This window comes from Halalkalibacter nanhaiisediminis (genome assembly GCF_007830185.1).
GTDB classification, from domain to species: domain Bacteria; phylum Bacillota; class Bacilli; order Bacillales; family Bacillaceae_D; genus Halalkalibacter; species Halalkalibacter nanhaiisediminis.
In genome coordinates, this window is record NZ_VLKZ01000001.1 from 556,168 (window position 1) to 570,616 (window position 14,449).

General features: G+C 40.2%; 18 protein-coding genes and 1 pseudogene. 14 read left to right on the forward strand and 5 right to left on the reverse strand.

Annotated elements, in window-relative coordinates; all coding sequences use genetic code 11:
• Nucleotides 1-129 precede the first annotated feature (129 nt).
• The 3 genes from IQ10_RS02545 to IQ10_RS02555 all read left to right on the forward strand — a co-directional run bounded on the left by IQ10_RS02545 (nucleotide 130) and on the right by IQ10_RS02555 (nucleotide 2,277).
• Nucleotides 130-588: a DUF86 domain-containing protein gene (locus IQ10_RS02545; RefSeq protein ID WP_144448903.1), complete on the forward strand. Its 459-nt coding sequence runs from the start codon at nucleotides 130-132 to the stop codon at nucleotides 586-588.
• A gap of 45 nt (nucleotides 589-633) precedes the next feature.
• Nucleotides 634-1,272 carry a helix-turn-helix transcriptional regulator gene (locus IQ10_RS02550; protein ID WP_367613647.1) on the forward strand — a complete coding sequence of 213 codons (639 nt, stop codon included), beginning with the start codon at nucleotides 634-636 and terminating at the stop codon, nucleotides 1,270-1,272.
• A gap of 237 nt (nucleotides 1,273-1,509) precedes the next feature.
• The gene (locus tag IQ10_RS02555) at nucleotides 1,510-2,277 is read left to right on the forward strand and encodes a TIGR01457 family HAD-type hydrolase (protein WP_144448905.1); all 768 of its coding nucleotides are present in this window, start codon (nucleotides 1,510-1,512) and stop codon (nucleotides 2,275-2,277) included.
• A 51-nt stretch (nucleotides 2,278-2,328) separates the two neighbouring features.
• Here IQ10_RS02555 and IQ10_RS02560 read toward each other — a convergent pair whose 3' ends face one another.
• Nucleotides 2,329-2,826: a phosphatidylglycerophosphatase A family protein gene (locus IQ10_RS02560; protein WP_144448906.1), complete on the reverse strand. Its 498-nt coding sequence runs from the start codon at nucleotides 2,824-2,826 to the stop codon at nucleotides 2,329-2,331.
• Between the two features lie 137 nt (nucleotides 2,827-2,963).
• On the opposite strand from IQ10_RS02560, the gene yutH reads away from it, so the two are divergent.
• The 5 genes from yutH to IQ10_RS02585 all read left to right on the forward strand — a co-directional run bounded on the left by yutH (nucleotide 2,964) and on the right by IQ10_RS02585 (nucleotide 7,857).
• Nucleotides 2,964-3,998: a spore coat putative kinase YutH gene (gene yutH / locus IQ10_RS02565; protein WP_144448907.1), complete on the forward strand. Its 1,035-nt coding sequence runs from the start codon at nucleotides 2,964-2,966 to the stop codon at nucleotides 3,996-3,998.
• 298 nt (nucleotides 3,999-4,296) lie between these two features.
• On the forward strand, nucleotides 4,297-5,592 hold the full coding sequence (locus IQ10_RS02570) for a homoserine dehydrogenase (RefSeq protein ID WP_144448908.1): 1,296 nt from the start codon (nucleotides 4,297-4,299) through the stop codon (nucleotides 5,590-5,592).
• A 1-nt stretch (nucleotide 5,593) separates the two neighbouring features.
• The gene (gene thrC, locus IQ10_RS02575) at nucleotides 5,594-6,658 is read left to right on the forward strand and encodes a threonine synthase (protein WP_144448909.1); all 1,065 of its coding nucleotides are present in this window, start codon (nucleotides 5,594-5,596) and stop codon (nucleotides 6,656-6,658) included.
• Nucleotides 6,655-7,575, forward strand: a complete 921-nt coding sequence (gene thrB / locus IQ10_RS02580; RefSeq protein WP_144448910.1) for a homoserine kinase — start codon at nucleotides 6,655-6,657, stop codon at nucleotides 7,573-7,575. The genes thrC and thrB overlap by 4 nt, the downstream gene beginning before the upstream one ends.
• 51 nt (nucleotides 7,576-7,626) lie before the next feature.
• Nucleotides 7,627-7,857: a transcriptional regulator SplA domain-containing protein gene (locus IQ10_RS02585; RefSeq protein ID WP_144448911.1), complete on the forward strand. Its 231-nt coding sequence runs from the start codon at nucleotides 7,627-7,629 to the stop codon at nucleotides 7,855-7,857.
• Between the two features lie 120 nt (nucleotides 7,858-7,977).
• Here the strand turns inward: IQ10_RS02585 and IQ10_RS02590 are convergent, their stop codons facing one another.
• Nucleotides 7,978-8,220 carry a NifU family protein gene (locus tag IQ10_RS02590; RefSeq protein ID WP_242009667.1) on the reverse strand — a complete coding sequence of 81 codons (243 nt, stop codon included), beginning with the start codon at nucleotides 8,218-8,220 and terminating at the stop codon, nucleotides 7,978-7,980.
• Nucleotides 8,221-8,419: 199 nt separating this feature from the next.
• Here IQ10_RS02590 and IQ10_RS02595 point away from each other — a divergent pair, with 199 nt between their 5' ends.
• Nucleotides 8,420-8,749 (forward strand): YuzD family protein, encoded by a 330-nt coding sequence (locus IQ10_RS02595; protein WP_144448943.1) that lies wholly within the window; start codon nucleotides 8,420-8,422, stop codon nucleotides 8,747-8,749.
• Nucleotides 8,750-8,777: 28 nt separating this feature from the next.
• Here the strand turns inward: IQ10_RS02595 and IQ10_RS02600 are convergent, their stop codons facing one another.
• Nucleotides 8,778-9,848 carry an NAD(P)/FAD-dependent oxidoreductase gene (locus IQ10_RS02600; RefSeq protein WP_367613648.1) on the reverse strand — a complete coding sequence of 357 codons (1,071 nt, stop codon included), beginning with the start codon at nucleotides 9,846-9,848 and terminating at the stop codon, nucleotides 8,778-8,780.
• Nucleotides 9,849-10,307: 459 nt separating this feature from the next.
• Nucleotides 10,308-10,421: pseudogene (locus tag IQ10_RS18685) on the reverse strand (TetR family transcriptional regulator); the annotation flags it as partial.
• Nucleotides 10,422-10,608: 187 nt separating this feature from the next.
• Between IQ10_RS18685 and IQ10_RS02605 the strand changes: the two are divergent.
• The 3 genes from IQ10_RS02605 (at nucleotide 10,609) to dapF (ending at nucleotide 12,061) form a co-directional block, all read left to right on the forward strand.
• The gene (locus IQ10_RS02605) at nucleotides 10,609-10,845 is read left to right on the forward strand and encodes a YuzB family protein (RefSeq protein ID WP_144448913.1); all 237 of its coding nucleotides are present in this window, start codon (nucleotides 10,609-10,611) and stop codon (nucleotides 10,843-10,845) included.
• 117 nt (nucleotides 10,846-10,962) lie between these two features.
• Nucleotides 10,963-11,211: a hypothetical protein gene (locus IQ10_RS02610; RefSeq protein WP_144448914.1), complete on the forward strand. Its 249-nt coding sequence runs from the start codon at nucleotides 10,963-10,965 to the stop codon at nucleotides 11,209-11,211.
• A complete protein-coding gene (gene dapF / locus IQ10_RS02615) occupies nucleotides 11,201-12,061 on the forward strand; it encodes a diaminopimelate epimerase (RefSeq protein ID WP_144448915.1) in 861 nt (286 codons plus the stop codon). The genes IQ10_RS02610 and dapF overlap by 11 nt, the downstream gene beginning before the upstream one ends.
• Nucleotides 12,062-12,133: 72 nt before the next feature.
• Here the strand turns inward: dapF and mqnE are convergent, their stop codons facing one another.
• A complete protein-coding gene (gene mqnE / locus IQ10_RS02620) occupies nucleotides 12,134-13,228 on the reverse strand; it encodes an aminofutalosine synthase MqnE (RefSeq protein WP_144448916.1) in 1,095 nt (364 codons plus the stop codon).
• A 395-nt stretch (nucleotides 13,229-13,623) separates the two neighbouring features.
• Here mqnE and IQ10_RS02625 point away from each other — a divergent pair, with 395 nt between their 5' ends.
• Together IQ10_RS02625 and IQ10_RS02630 are read left to right on the forward strand one after the other, a co-directional pair.
• Nucleotides 13,624-13,824 (forward strand): aspartyl-phosphate phosphatase Spo0E family protein, encoded by a 201-nt coding sequence (locus IQ10_RS02625; RefSeq protein ID WP_144448917.1) that lies wholly within the window; start codon nucleotides 13,624-13,626, stop codon nucleotides 13,822-13,824.
• Between the two features lie 81 nt (nucleotides 13,825-13,905).
• Nucleotides 13,906-14,259 (forward strand): HesB/IscA family protein, encoded by a 354-nt coding sequence (locus IQ10_RS02630; RefSeq protein WP_144448918.1) that lies wholly within the window; start codon nucleotides 13,906-13,908, stop codon nucleotides 14,257-14,259.
• Nucleotides 14,260-14,449 lie beyond the last annotated feature (190 nt).

A 14,449-nucleotide genomic window follows, 5' to 3' on the forward strand; every position in this document is an offset into this window, starting at 1 on the left:
TGTTGTATACTAATGATAGGGGTTCAGTCACAATGAACTCATGAGGAAAAAGAAATCATTGCCTATTTATATAATACCTAAGCTTTTTAAATCATATTTGGACAAACTAATAAGAGTAGGGGGATTATAATGTATTTTGTGAACAGAGAGAAAATCGAAGAAACGCTTCTTTATATGGAAACCATTCAAGAACATTTTGACACGATGAATGAGCCAATAGGTATGACTGAACGACTTGCACTTGAGAGAATGGCCTATGTTGTCATTGAATCGATTATTGATGTTGGCAATAGTATGATTGATGGCTTTATTATGAGAGATCCAGGTGGATATGAGGATATTATTGATATTCTTGAGGATGAGAAGGTCATAAATGCTGACCATGCTCGCTCTTTTAAATATGTCATTGGACTAAGAAAACAACTAGTGCAGGAGTATACAGCTGTAAATCATCAAGAGTTGGCTGATACACTCAAAGGAAACGCGCAAGCACTTAAACAATTTCCAATTGATGTAAGACGTTATTTGATTGAGGAGCTTGGTCCAGTTTCTGCTTTTTTACCTAATGAAAGTAAAGGAAACGCCTAAATTGTACAATGTACGGTTCATCGCATACAATGATAAATAAAGGTGGTGATCGTCTTGGGAAAAGAGACTAATACGCGCCAAATCATTTTAACATTATTGAAGCGTAACCAAGAACAGACGGTTTCTGCATTAGCAACAGAGCTTGGTGTGACAGAGATGGCTGTGCGTAGACATTTGCAAGGGCTTGAAAAAGATGGCTTTATTGAGTCGCGCATAGAGCGTCAAGCGATGGGAAGGCCAACATATAAATACTCGTTAACAGCAAAAGGCGATGAACGTTTTCCGCGGAATTACGGAGACTTATCACTCAGTATTCTCAAAGATCTTGAGCAAATGAGTGGTAATGAAATGGTTGATCGTTTGTTTGAGAAAAGAAGAGACCGTCTACAAGAGAAATATGAAACGGAAGTGAAGGGTTCTTTATCTGAACGAGTAAAAGCCTTAGCGCGTATCCAAAATGAGAATGGGTATATGGTTGACTACAAACAATTAGAAGATGGATCTTATGAATTCATTGAATATAATTGTCCGATTTCTCAGGTTGCTAAGGAGTATCCTGTCGCATGTAACTGCGAGCAACAGCTTTTTAATAAGCTACTTGAAACGGCCAATGTAGAACGGAAATCTTGTATTGCAAAAGAAAATACGAACTGTTGTGTTTATAGATTAAAGGAACAATCATGAGTTGCGCAGAAAGTAGTTACACATTGTTCTGACCTTTGGAGGGGATATCTACTAAAGGTCAGGATTTTTTATAAGAAAGAAAATTCGATGATGTCTAGCGCAAGCAGCCTAGCAGCTTGAGGGCTTTTCAGCCTGTGATTGGTTTCCTGAAACCTAGAAACGCAATAGTGGTTTTCCAATGCTTGTCATTGCTGGTCGGGCACTTTCGCTTTTCTAATATAGAAATGAGGTTAAAAAATGAAACAGTATAAAGGATTTTTAATTGATTTAGATGGGACCATGTATCGTGGAAGTGAAAAAATCGATGAAGCTGTCCAATTTGTTAAGGATTTAGAGAGACGTAAGATTCCGTATCTCTTTGTGACCAACAATTCAACGAAGAGGCCAGAACAAGTAGCTGCATTGCTGCAATCAATGGATGTGCCAGCGACAGAGAGTCATATTTTTACCACAAGCATGGCTACTGCAACATATATTTCTGAACGAAAAAAGAATGCTCGTGTTTATGCGATTGGTGAAGAAGGCTTGCGCTATGCGCTTACAGAAGAAGGTCATGAGCTTGTTGATGAAGGTGCTGATTTTGTTGTTAGCGGTCTTGATCGTGACATTACATATGAAAAGCTAGCAAAGGGAGCACTCAATATTCGTGCTGGTGCAACATTTATTGCTACAAATGCGGATGTTGCCTTACCAACTGAGCGTGGCCTTATGCCTGGAAATGGCTCGCTTGTTTCTGTGTTGTCGGTAACAACAGGAGTCAATCCAACGTTTATTGGCAAGCCTGAATCAATCATCGTTGAACAAGCATTAGAAGTAATAGGGACAGCTAAGGAAGAAACGATTATGGTAGGGGACTATTACCATACTGATATTTTGGCAGGTTTGCGAGCTGGAATGGATACATTGATGGTTTATACGGGTGTCTCGACAAGAGAACAGGTTGCGACGTATGAGGAAAAACCAACACATGAATTAAACTCATTAGCTGAGTGGACATTTGAATAAGAATGAACGAAGGCTGACTCAAGTTGAGTCAGCCTTTTATAGTAGGATAAGCTATTCTACATTCTCTGCGCTATGAGCAAGGCGGCTTGAAGCAGCTGCAGCAATGGCACCAACGATATCATCTAAAAATGTATGGCACTCCCCTGTTGATTTGTCGTTCAACTTCTCTAATATGCCTGGTTTTTGTTTATCAATATATCCGTAATTCGTAAATCCGATTGAACCATAGACATTGATAATCGATAAGGCGATAATTTCATCGACTCCATATAAACCCTCATCTCGGGCGATTATTCCTTGCAGTGGTTCTTCAAGCAAGCCCTTTTCAGTTAGGATGTCAAGCTGGATTCCAGTCAAAATCGCATTTTGAACTTCACGCTTTCCAATTACACGGTTGACGTTCTCCTTGCATTCTGCTAATTGAAGCTCAGGATGATATTTCACTTGAAGGAAATAAACGAGGTCAGCAATATCGTCTAACGTCACCCCGCGATCCTCAAGCAATTTTCTTGCGTGTGCTTCAACTTCATTGATCTTCTTTTTTGTCATGGTAGCACCTCCAGCGAGCACTCATTCCGTTTTTGTTAAAGACAGAAGGGATAGTACTAGTCTACGGGACACACACACATTTTATTCATCTGGGTCATAGACTAGGAAAAGGAATGAACGTGTAAGGGGGAAAGTAGATGTTTGAGCGAAATCTGTACGATATTTACGGGCTCTACTGTGAGTCGAGATTTGCATTAGGGGATTACGAGAGTTTCCAAGCTGGAGGACAGTCGTATATCTTATTGCCGAAAGAGGAGTTAAGCTCAAGTGAGCAAGAGATGATGGCTTTTGCTGATTATTTGCATTCTGTAGGTGATAGTTCTGTTCTACGGCCAATGATGACACTTCACAAACAACCTTCAGGATTAATTGATGGGCAAAATGTATATGTTTGTCCTCTCCCTAATGATATGCGCTATGGGCAGACACGTATTGAGCATGGAGCGGAAAAAGGAAAACATTTAGCTATGATTCATTATTACGGAACACAAATGCCATATGAGAAGCGAAAGTATGATTTTTTTGGGCAATGGCATAAGCTTTGGGAAACAAGACTGGAGCAGCTTGAAGGATGGTATCAGCAGATTCTCTATGAATCGCCACAATCATATGTAGATGAGGCTTTTTTATTTTCGTATCCTTATTATATGGGGTTAACCGAGAATGCGATTCAATATGTTGTCGATGCTATGCTTGATGATCCAGGAAGAGCAGAAGAGAAACCGACGATCTGTCATCGGAGGTTCACTGACAAAACGTGGCTCGTCCTTTCTGAACAAGGGGAGATTGTCAAACGCCCAACCGAATTTATTTATGATCATCCATGTCGTGACTTGGCGGAATGGATTCGTGAATATCAGCTAAATGAAAAGTCTTTTTCATGGCAGGATATTGATTTGTTTTTGCGAGAGTATGAACAATATGAGCCGTTAACAACGTTTTCTTGGCGATTGCTCTATGCGCGCTTGTTGTTTCCCCTGCATTATTTTGAAACGATTGAACATTATTACCGTAGTCAGGTTAAAGAAGAAAAGGTTGAAGCAGGTCAAGCATTCTTCCGCTTACTTAAACAAGAAAAGCAAAATGAACGATTTTTAAAAGAATTCGCAGTGGGGGTGCTCTCCTCCAAAGCGATAGCACCAAATCAAATACCGCCTGTTGAATGGCTATGAAGTCAGACTCTTTGATGAGCTGGCTTTTTTTGTTAGAATGAGAAGAATGAGGTGGTTAGGTAAGAAGATCATCAAGCTGCCTCGGTTAAATTTAAGTTCTATTAATAAGAGGGGAATGAGTAGATTTATTTGTTTCAATGATTGAACCCTCGAGTTGGCTTGTGTTCTTCTAAAGTTTTCTAATAATTATTAAAATGGCTCTTGTGCTTCGTTCGGAAGAGGTCTATAATGTCCTTTATAGATAAACAATTGTTCATTTAAGATATACAGAAAAAGAGATAGAGAAGGAGTGGAGCGCATGTCAGCGGAGGTTCGTGTAGGTTTACTTGGTCTTGGGACAGTAGGGACAGGTGTTGTTTCCATTATTAGCCGACACCAAGAAGAATTACGTCATCAAGTTGGCTGTCCTGTTACGATCAAAAAAGTGCTAGTGCGTGATAAAGCGAAGCCACGTCCAGTTGATGTTGATGAGACGATGGTGACTGAACATATAGATGAAATTTTAACAGATGAGCATATTGATATTGTGATCGAGGTCATGGGTGGAGTAGAATCAACAAAGGAACACTTGCTTAAGGCATTACGAAATGGTAAGCATGTCGTGACGGCAAATAAGGATTTGATGGCTTTACACGGTGCCGAGTTGCTTCGTGTTGCTTCTGAAAATGGTTGTGATTTGTATTATGAAGCGAGTGTTGCAGGCGGTATCCCAATCTTACGTAGCTTAGTTGACGGTTTAGCTGCTGATCGAATTACGAAAATGATGGGAATCGTCAATGGAACGACAAACTACATCTTAACAAAAATGACGCAAGAAGGAAGCTCCTATGAAGAGGTACTGAAGCAAGCGCAATTGCTTGGCTTTGCTGAAAGTGACCCGACAGCTGATGTTGAAGGATTAGATGCAGCTAGAAAGATGGCGATTTTAGCTACGCTTGGGTTCTCGATGAATGTCAGTCTAGATGATGTTGTCGTACGTGGAATTTCTTCGGTAACAAAGTCTGATCTTGATTATTGTGATCAGCTTGGATATACAATGAAGTTAATTGGACTGGCTAAGCGTGATGATGGTCGCGTTGAGGTTAGCGTTGAACCAACATTATTACCGAAAGAGCATCCACTGGCTTCCGTTCACAATGAATACAATGCTGTTTATGTATATGGTGAAGCGGTAGGAGAGACGATGTTCTATGGTCCAGGAGCAGGTTCGCTACCGACAGCTACGGCAGTTGTTTCCGATTTAGTTTCTGTGATGAAAAATATGCGCTTAGGTGTTAGTGGCAGAATAGTTCAAGGTCCATTGCATGAACGTATTTTGAAGCGAGATAATGAAATTGATTCAAAATATTTCTTGCGCTTACGTGTCATTGATAAAGCTGGAACATTCCAAGCTGTGACAAACTTATTTGCTTGCCATGAAGTCAGCTTTGAAAAACTTTTGCAGCTTCCAGTTGAAGGGGCAGAGGTAGCTGAAGTCATTGTGATCACACATCATACGAACAAAGAAAATTATGAAAAATTATACAAAAAACTATCTGAGCTTGAAGTCATTGAATCGATTGAAAGCTGCTACCGCGTCGAGGGAGGACGATAAAATGAGTCGTTGGAATGGATTATTACATGAATATAAGGAATTTTTACCAGTAAATGATGAAACACCTATGCTTACATTACGTGAAGGTAATACACCACTAGTACCACTTGAGCATTTATCAAAAGAGTGGGGTGTAGATATTTATGTGAAATATGAAGGAGCTAACCCAACAGGTTCATTTAAAGACCGTGGGATGGTAATGGCTGTTGCGAAGGCAAAAGAAGAAGGAAGTAAAGCCATTATTTGTGCTTCTACTGGTAATACATCAGCAGCTGCAGCAGCATACGGTGCAAGAGCAGGATTACGTTGTATTGTCGTTATCCCTGAAGGGAAGATTGCCCTTGGTAAGCTTGCCCAAGCTGTTATGTACGGAGCTGAAGTGTTAGAAATCAAAGGAAATTTTGATAATGCGTTAGATATTGTTCGTGAAATTAGTAAACAAGAACCAATCACACTTGTGAACTCTGTTAATCCGTATCGTATTGAAGGTCAAAAAACGGCTGCTTTTGAAGTGTGTGATGCCCTTGGGAAAGCACCTGATGTCCTTGCCATTCCTGTTGGTAATGCTGGTAACATCACTGCATACTGGAAAGGATTTAAGGAATACAACGAGAAAAAAGGTACTGGTTTACCAGAAATGCGTGGATTTGAAGCGGAAGGTGCCGCTGCGATTGTTCGCGATGAAGTGATTGAAGAGCCTGAAACAATTGCTACAGCAATCCGAATTGGTAATCCTGCAAGCTGGAAGCAAGCTGTTGCGGCAGCAGACGAATCAAATGGGAAAATTGACTATGTTACAGATGAAGAGATTTTAGAAGCGTATAAGCTACTTGCAAGCCGTGAAGGTGTCTTTGCAGAGCCTGCTTCTTGTGCATCTATTGCTGGCCTCAAAAAGCAAATTGAATCTGGTGAAATCAAAAAAGGTTCGACAGTTGTTTGTGTGTTAACTGGTAATGGATTAAAGGATCCAAGTACAGCAATGGATACAGTTACTGTTAAGCCAGTCGTACTTCCAAATGATAAGGAGGCCTTCCTTGCACATCTTAAAGGTGGTGTCACATCATGAACCCAGAACCATTTGTCATAAAGGTTCCTGGTAGTTCAGCTAATTTAGGTCCTGGATTTGATTCGGTCGGGATTGCGGTTAATCGCTATTTAGAATTAGAGGTAGTCAATGCGAACGAGTGGTTCTTTCAATCATCTTCAAGTGAGTTAGAAGGAGTCCCAGCAGGAGAAGATAATTTAATTTGTGAAGTAGCCAAGCATGTAGCATCAGAGCTTGGCTATGATCTCACACCGTGCCATGTAACCATGTCGAGCAATATTCCATTAGCGCGTGGTCTTGGAAGCAGTGCTGCAGCGATCGTAGCTGGAATTGAATTAGCTAATCAATTGCTTGGTGACATTTTATCTGCTGAGGAGAAAGTTCGCTTTGCAAGCCTGTGGGAAGGTCATCCTGATAATGTTGCAGCCTCTGTTTACGGAGGGCTAATTATTGGAACACATACGGAAGAGAGTACGCATGTGTTATTTGGTGGAGTGCCAGAAGTGGATCTCGTTTTACTTGTTCCATCTGAAGAGCTTATGACGAAAAAAGCTCGTGGTGTGCTACCGAGTGAGCTTGAGTTTCGTCAAGCTGTTAGAGGAAGCGGAGTTGCCAATGTTCTAGTGGCTGCATTGCTCCAAGGAAACTGGAAGGTAGCAGGAGAGATGATGAACAAAGACGTTTTTCACCACCCGTATCGAAAAGAGCTCGTTCCTCATCTCGAGGATGTGATTCGCGTTGTGCAAGAAGAAACAGACGCATATGGTGCAGCTCTTAGCGGGGCAGGTCCAACGATGTTATGCTTAGCTCCTCAAAATGAGGGGAATATCATTCAAGAGAAGCTTAAAGGATATTTTCCTAACTTTGAAGTCGATGTCCTTAAGCCAGCTCGTGAAGGTATCACTGTATACAAGGGGACACCAGTAAAGACAGTCTGAATAAGATTCATGTATGGCGGGCAAACCATTTAAAAAGGGAGGCCAATGTCCATGTTTGAAATCAATCAGCTACAAGAAGGTCAACAAGTTTATATCATTTATCGGAATCCCCACACGCCGACTGTTTCAACGATTCAAGAGGCGACAATTGCTAGAGATCCTATGAATCCAAGTCAATTGTCTCTTCTTTTATACGATTATTATCATCCGATTGAAGAGGATGATGCAATTTTTACATCATATGCAGAAGCGGAATCTTTGTATGATGAATATATGTTTTAATGCCCTCATGATGTGAAGGTGCTTGGGCGTTCACAGGACGTGAGTGAATGTAGCCAAGTAAGTTACCTATTCTACTGTAAAAAAAGAAACGCCCGACCTTGGTCGGGCGTTTTTGCTGTATTAAAATACTTGTTCGATCTCTTTTACACCTGGAACTTCTTCAAGAAGTGCGCGTTCAATTCCTGCTTTAAGTGTGATTGTTGAACTTGGGCAAGATCCGCATGCTCCAAGCAAACGCACCTTTACAATACCATCTTCAACATCTACGAGTTCGACATCCCCGCCATCACGTAGCAAGAAAGGACGAAGCTTATCTAATACTTCCTTGACTTGTTCGATCATTTCAGTACTTGTTGCTGACATATTAAACAACTCCTTTCTACTATCTATTATAAAGGCGTAACGTAAAAAAATCCATCCATCTGCTCGATTTTCTCAACAAAATAAGTCATATAATGGAAATTAAATAAATTCTTAGCATTTTCTAAACCTTTTTAAAGAGCTTGCGTGTCAAAAGATGAGAAGATATGCTAAATGTAAAGGTGGAAAGGTTGTGGAAAAGATGAAGGTATTATCGATGACTGTGTTCGGAGCGGAAGAAAAGTGTGCAAGCTGTATCCATCTTCCAAGTGCGAGAGAGACGATGGAATGGTTAGATGCAGCTATATCAAGGAAATTCCCTGAGGTATCACTGAAAATAGAGTATGTGGATATTGATATGCCTGGAGAAGATGAGCTACATGTAAGACTTGCAGAATCCATCCGAGATGATGAATACTTCTATCCACTGGTGCTTCTGAATGACGAAATTGTAGCAGAGGGTAATCCGAATTTAAAAGATATTTTTGCGAAAATTGAAAAGTGGAATGAAAACAATCCCGTTTCTGAATAAAGAGAGACGGGATTGTTTGTTTTGTATTTTACGCTCCTGAATGGTGTTTGTACATCCAAAGGACTCCACTTTTTAATACTCGTGGGACACGTCCGAGAAGAGTGCGTTCACCCATTAGCCCAAATCCATGCTTTTTACCAAGTGAGCCTAGCACACCTTTTAGTTTAATTCGTGGTAGTTCCTCAGGTAATGGTTCACCGTTCCATTGCTTTTTTAAAATGGTCACAATTTGTTCCGCCTGTCCCTCAGCAAGCTGAGCACTAGGAGCATGAGGGAGGCTTGCACAGTCACCAACGACAAAGACATTTTCATCAGTAGGAAGGAAATGCTGAGGCGTTAACACGACTCTTCCTTGTGAATCTTTTTCTACATCTAAGTTTCGTACGACTTCAACAGGCTGCACCCCTGCTGTCCAAATGATGGCATCACAGTCAATTCGCTCATCATGATTATAAAGAGCACCAGGTTCAACCTTTGTAATATTTGAATTATTGATTACATCGACACCATGATCAACAAACCAATTTTGCACATAGGTTGAAAGCTTACGTGGGAACATCGAAAGGATGATATCACCACGATCAAATAGCTTAACTGTTAGGTCAGGACGACTTTCACGAAGTTCACTTGCTAATTCAACACCGCTTAGTCCTGCTCCAACGATTGAGACGACACCATTCGGGCGTACATTATTAAGTGCTTCGTATGTACGTCTTGTTGCACCCATTGTCTGAATACTATGTGTGAATTCCTTTGCTCCTGGTACGTTGTGATATTTATCCTCACAGCCTAAGCCAATCACGAGTTTGTCATAAGAGACTTGATCCCCGTCTTCAAGCTCAACCTTCATCTCTTCAAGGTTTACGTTCGTTATCGTTCCATACTTAATTGTTAGTCTAGCATCTTCAGGAAATTCAACACGAAGATGATGATCAGCTGCAGTTCCTGCTGCTAATGCGTAATACTCCGTTTTTAAGCAATGATAAGGTAATTGGTCAATTAACGTTACTTCTACATCTTCAGGTAATTCATTTGGAAGGAGACGTTGGAGCATGCGCATGCCCCCGTAGCCGCCGCCTAAAATAACAAGTTTTTTCATAAGTGAATGTCCCCTTTTTTCGATGATTGCGTCTAAACTTGCCTCGACCAAAGTCATTACATTGGTAAGTAACCGCGCCTTTGATGGTTCTGTTGCAAAGGTATGGATGCCATGAGAAATTAAACTGTGGATAATATGTCCCCATGTTTCGACAGAAGCTGTTGTTTCTAATTCGCCACGTATTTTCGCAGATTGCAAAAGCTCTTCCCAGTGTGAAAACAAAAGTGACCGTTCCTTAAGAACATGGTTCCACATTTCAATTGTTAGCGCTGGGTACTGATCAAAATCAACTAAGATAAATTGTAAGTAAGAGCGTAAACGGACAGGTAAAGGTCGGTACTTTAAATGAGATTGTCTAACATAGGGCATGACTCCTTGCAGACGTTCATTCGCAAGTGATTGCATGATGGAGTCTTTCGTTGGGAAATAATTAAAAAAGGTTCCTTTGGCTACATTAGCTGCATTGGTAATTTCCTGTACAGTTGTACGTGTGTAGCCTTTTTCTCGAAACAGGGCTAGTGCCGCTTTTTCAATTCGTTCCTTTGTCTGTTCTTTTTTCGCTCGTTCGGTCATGACGTCGCTCCTTAAAAATGACCTTGGTCAGTTTTGATTATACCGAGGAATGATCGAAAAAACAACAAATTTGTGAATTTTTCTTATCTGTATTTCTTCTTTGAGTTCTAGCGAAAATAAAACAACACAATTGACTTCTTTCAAGCTCAAGAGTAGCATATAGGTTGAAGATTGATGAGGTGAGAGTATGCGTCCGATTATTGAATTTTGTCTTAGTAATTTAGCGAGCGGTTCACAAAAAGCAATGGAAGAGCTTGAGAAGGACCCCAATCTAGATATTATTGAATACGGTTGCTTAAACAGTTGTGGTAACTGTGCAATCGAATTGTTTGCTCTCGTAAACGGTGAGTACGTCTCAGGGGAAACGAGTGCCGAACTAGTTGAAAATATCTACACCTTCTTAGAAGAAAATCCAATGTTTTAATATAGCTGTGCCCAATTTCTAAGGGGCTAATCCCGACGTAATGAAAAGTCTTGGGATAGGCCCTTTTCATCTATATTGAAAGTAAGGAAAATGAAGAACAAAAAAGGAGTGCGGATTATGGACGTTATTCCATTTATTAATACATGGCCATATGAGCGTCAGTTTGATGACATTTATCTGCAATCCTGTCCATTCTGTCATGCGGAAAACGTGTTAACGAATATGAAAAAATCTGAATTTAAGCGGGCTCAGGAAGGGATCAAAACGACGTTGATCTTACCTTGTTGCCACGAGAAAATGATCATTTTAGAAGCTGATCAAGATTATTTTTGGACAAATAAAGCATTACGGAAGGATGGAATGTAGCGTGCAATTTACGAAAATGCATGGTTTGGGAAATAGTTATATTTACGTCGATACGTTTAAAGAGGTTTTAAAAGAAGAGGATCTCCCGCAGCTTGCCATTGAGGTAGCGGATAAAAATACAGGTATTGGTTCTGATGGTTTGATTCTCATTTGTCCATCAGAGGTAGCGCCTGTAAAGATGAGAGTCTTTAATAATGATGGTTCTGAGGCGAAAAATTGTGGAAATGGCCTAAGATGTGTCGCTAAGTTCGCTTATGAGCATGGTTATGTTCAAGAAAAAACATTTCAAATTGAAACGCTCGGTGGTTGTGTCGAAGCGACAGTTCATGTTGAGGATCAAGTTGTTAAAAATGTGACGGTTGATATGGGCAAACCAATACTAGCAAGAAAGGCAATTCCGATGCTCGGTGAAGATCAGGAGCAGATTGTGGCAGAACCATTTACTATTAACGGAGAAACAATGGAAGTAACGGCCGTTTCAATGGGAAATCCACATGCGGTTATGTTTGTTTCTGACATTCATGAAGCGCCAGTGGAGACGGTTGGTCCATTAATGGAAAAAGACGAGCGCTTTCCAGAATGGGTCAATGTTGAATTTGTTGAGGTCGTTTCTAAACAAGAAGTGCATTTCCGCGTTTGGGAAAGAGGATCTGGCATTACTCAAGCATGTGGAACGGGAGCATGTGCAGCGGTAGTTGCTTCTGTGCTTAACGGATTTGCCAAGAAAGATGAAGAGGTTGTCGTTCATTTGCTTGGTGGAGATTTAATGATTACATGGCAAGAAAATGGCCATGTGTTAATGACAGGTGCAGCTGAAGTTATCTGTGAGGGAGTTTATCAAAGGAAATAATGCAAAAAGTCATGTCACACATTCAGACATGACTTTTTTGATGAAAATTTTTGTTGATCGACCAGTGGTCTTCTAATACGTTTTTACAACATTGTAGAATGTGTCACGCTCTACTGGAATTTTGTTGGCGCTCTTAATTAAATGGATCAATTCATCGCGTGTGATTCCTTGTGATGTTAACGCTCCAACGGAATGAGAAATTCGTTCTTCAATTAACGTACCATGGATATCGCTTGAACCGAATGTTAAAGCCATTTGTGTCAGTTGTACACCAATGTTAATCCAGTATGCTTTGATGTGGTCGAAGTTATCAAGCATTAAGCGACTGATTGCAAGTGTACGCATATCATCATAAGCAGATGTACGGCGTTTAATCCCAGCTTCGATTTTTCTTGGTTGCATCGCGAGTGGAATGAATACCATGAATCCGTTTGTGCGATCTTGTAGCTGACGAAGACGATCCATATGAATAAGACGTTCTTCTTTTGATTCAATCGAGCCATAAAGCATAGTTGCATGTGTTTTTAATCCAAGGTTATGAGCAATTTCGTGTGCTTCTAGCCATTGATCAGTTGAAGCTTTATCTGGACTCATCTTTGCACGATAGCGTTCCGTTAAAATTTCTGCCCCACCACCTGGAAGAGTATCAAGGCCAGCTTTGATAAGTTCCTCAAGTACTTCTTTCATCGATAATCCAGAAAGACGGGAGAAGAATTCAATTTCCGCACCTGTGTATGCTTTTATTGTTACTTGTGGATAGTGTTTCTTTAATGTACGAACCGTGTTTAAATAATAATCAAATGGCACCTCTGTGTTATGTCCACCGACAATGTGAAATTCACGAATGTTGTCATTCCATCTTTCGCTTACATATTGAAGAAGAGCATCGCTATCCATTGTGTAAGCACCTTCTTCGCCAGGCTTGCGCTTGAATCCGCAAAAGCCACAGTTTGCTTCACAAACGTTCGTAGGATTAATGTACATATTTTGAATAAAGTACACGTTATCGCCATTTTTCTTTTGATTTACTTGGTTAGCTAATTGAGCGATTCCGAGTAAATCAGGTGTTTCATAAAGGTATAATCCATCCTCTATCGTCAAGCGTTCGCCACTCTGAACTTTAGCGGCAATCGTTTGCAAATTTGAATCGGTTAAAATTGTTTCCATTTATAATTCCTCCATTTCAATGTCGTAGACACGTAACACAAATAAAAGATTGCACTACCTTCTACTCGCACTTGCCTGTTACTTAAGCCATATCAAAAAGCTAAAGCAATAAAGTCATTTGCAATAGCCGTTATATAGATCTTTCGTGTTTGCCTACTATTATACTATCAGAAAGATTCGATTAAAAGAAATAGAGTCAATTGGAAATTGCAGTAAAGTGTGAGATGGAAAAAGATAATTGTAAAATTAGATGAAAATATCCTGTTTTTTACGTTTATTTATTGCGTTCCTTCTCTTTGTTTTGTAAACTTAAGGTAATCATTTAAAATTAGTATTTTTGCACATTTTATCATAGACAGAGAAAAAATTAGACTATTGGCGGAGAGGTGATCGAGATGAACAATGTATTGACCCAAGAAGCATGCATAGAAAAAATTGAAGAACTTCGTAGCAAGATGGTAAATGCAGCCAGACAACACGGCATGACTCATCCTCTCGTTTTACGTTATAGTCAAGAATTAGATTGCGCTCATAATATCATGATGATGTTAAATATTTCTAAGTCCTCTGTGTGGGAGAGTTCGCTACAATTATGAGAGTTCTCTAGTGAGCACTAACCTTGAGGTTCAAGGGACGAAGGAGTATACTATAACGTAAGAATGATTAGGAGGGATGTCATGATTACGTTAACAGACGCAGCGGTTAGCCAAATTAAAGACATGATGGAAGCAGAAGGTGAACAAGGCTTAATGCTTCGCGTAGGTGTAAAAGGTGGCGGATGTTCTGGTCTTTCATATGGAATGGGCTTTGACACCGAACAAAAAGAAGAAGATGAAAAATTAGATATTAATGGACTTTCTGTTTTAATTGATAAAGAAAGTGCCCCGATCATTAAGGGAGTCGTTATTGATTATAAGCAAAACATGATGGGTGGCGGGTTTACGATTGATAACCCGAATGCCATTGCATCATGTGGCTGTGGATCTTCATTCCGTACTGCAGTAAATGCAGGTACACCAGAAGAGTGTTAATCTAAGAAAGATCACGCATTTTGCGTGATCTTTTTTGTGTGATTTAATTCTTTGATTGGCATGTAACTCGGGTGAGTGAGGTAGTAGTTTGGGAAGTAAGAACCTCAACCAACCGAATTGGTGTTGGGTAACTAGTTGTATGAGAGAGGATGGAGAAAATAAGGTATCCTCACTTTTATAACTCAATTCG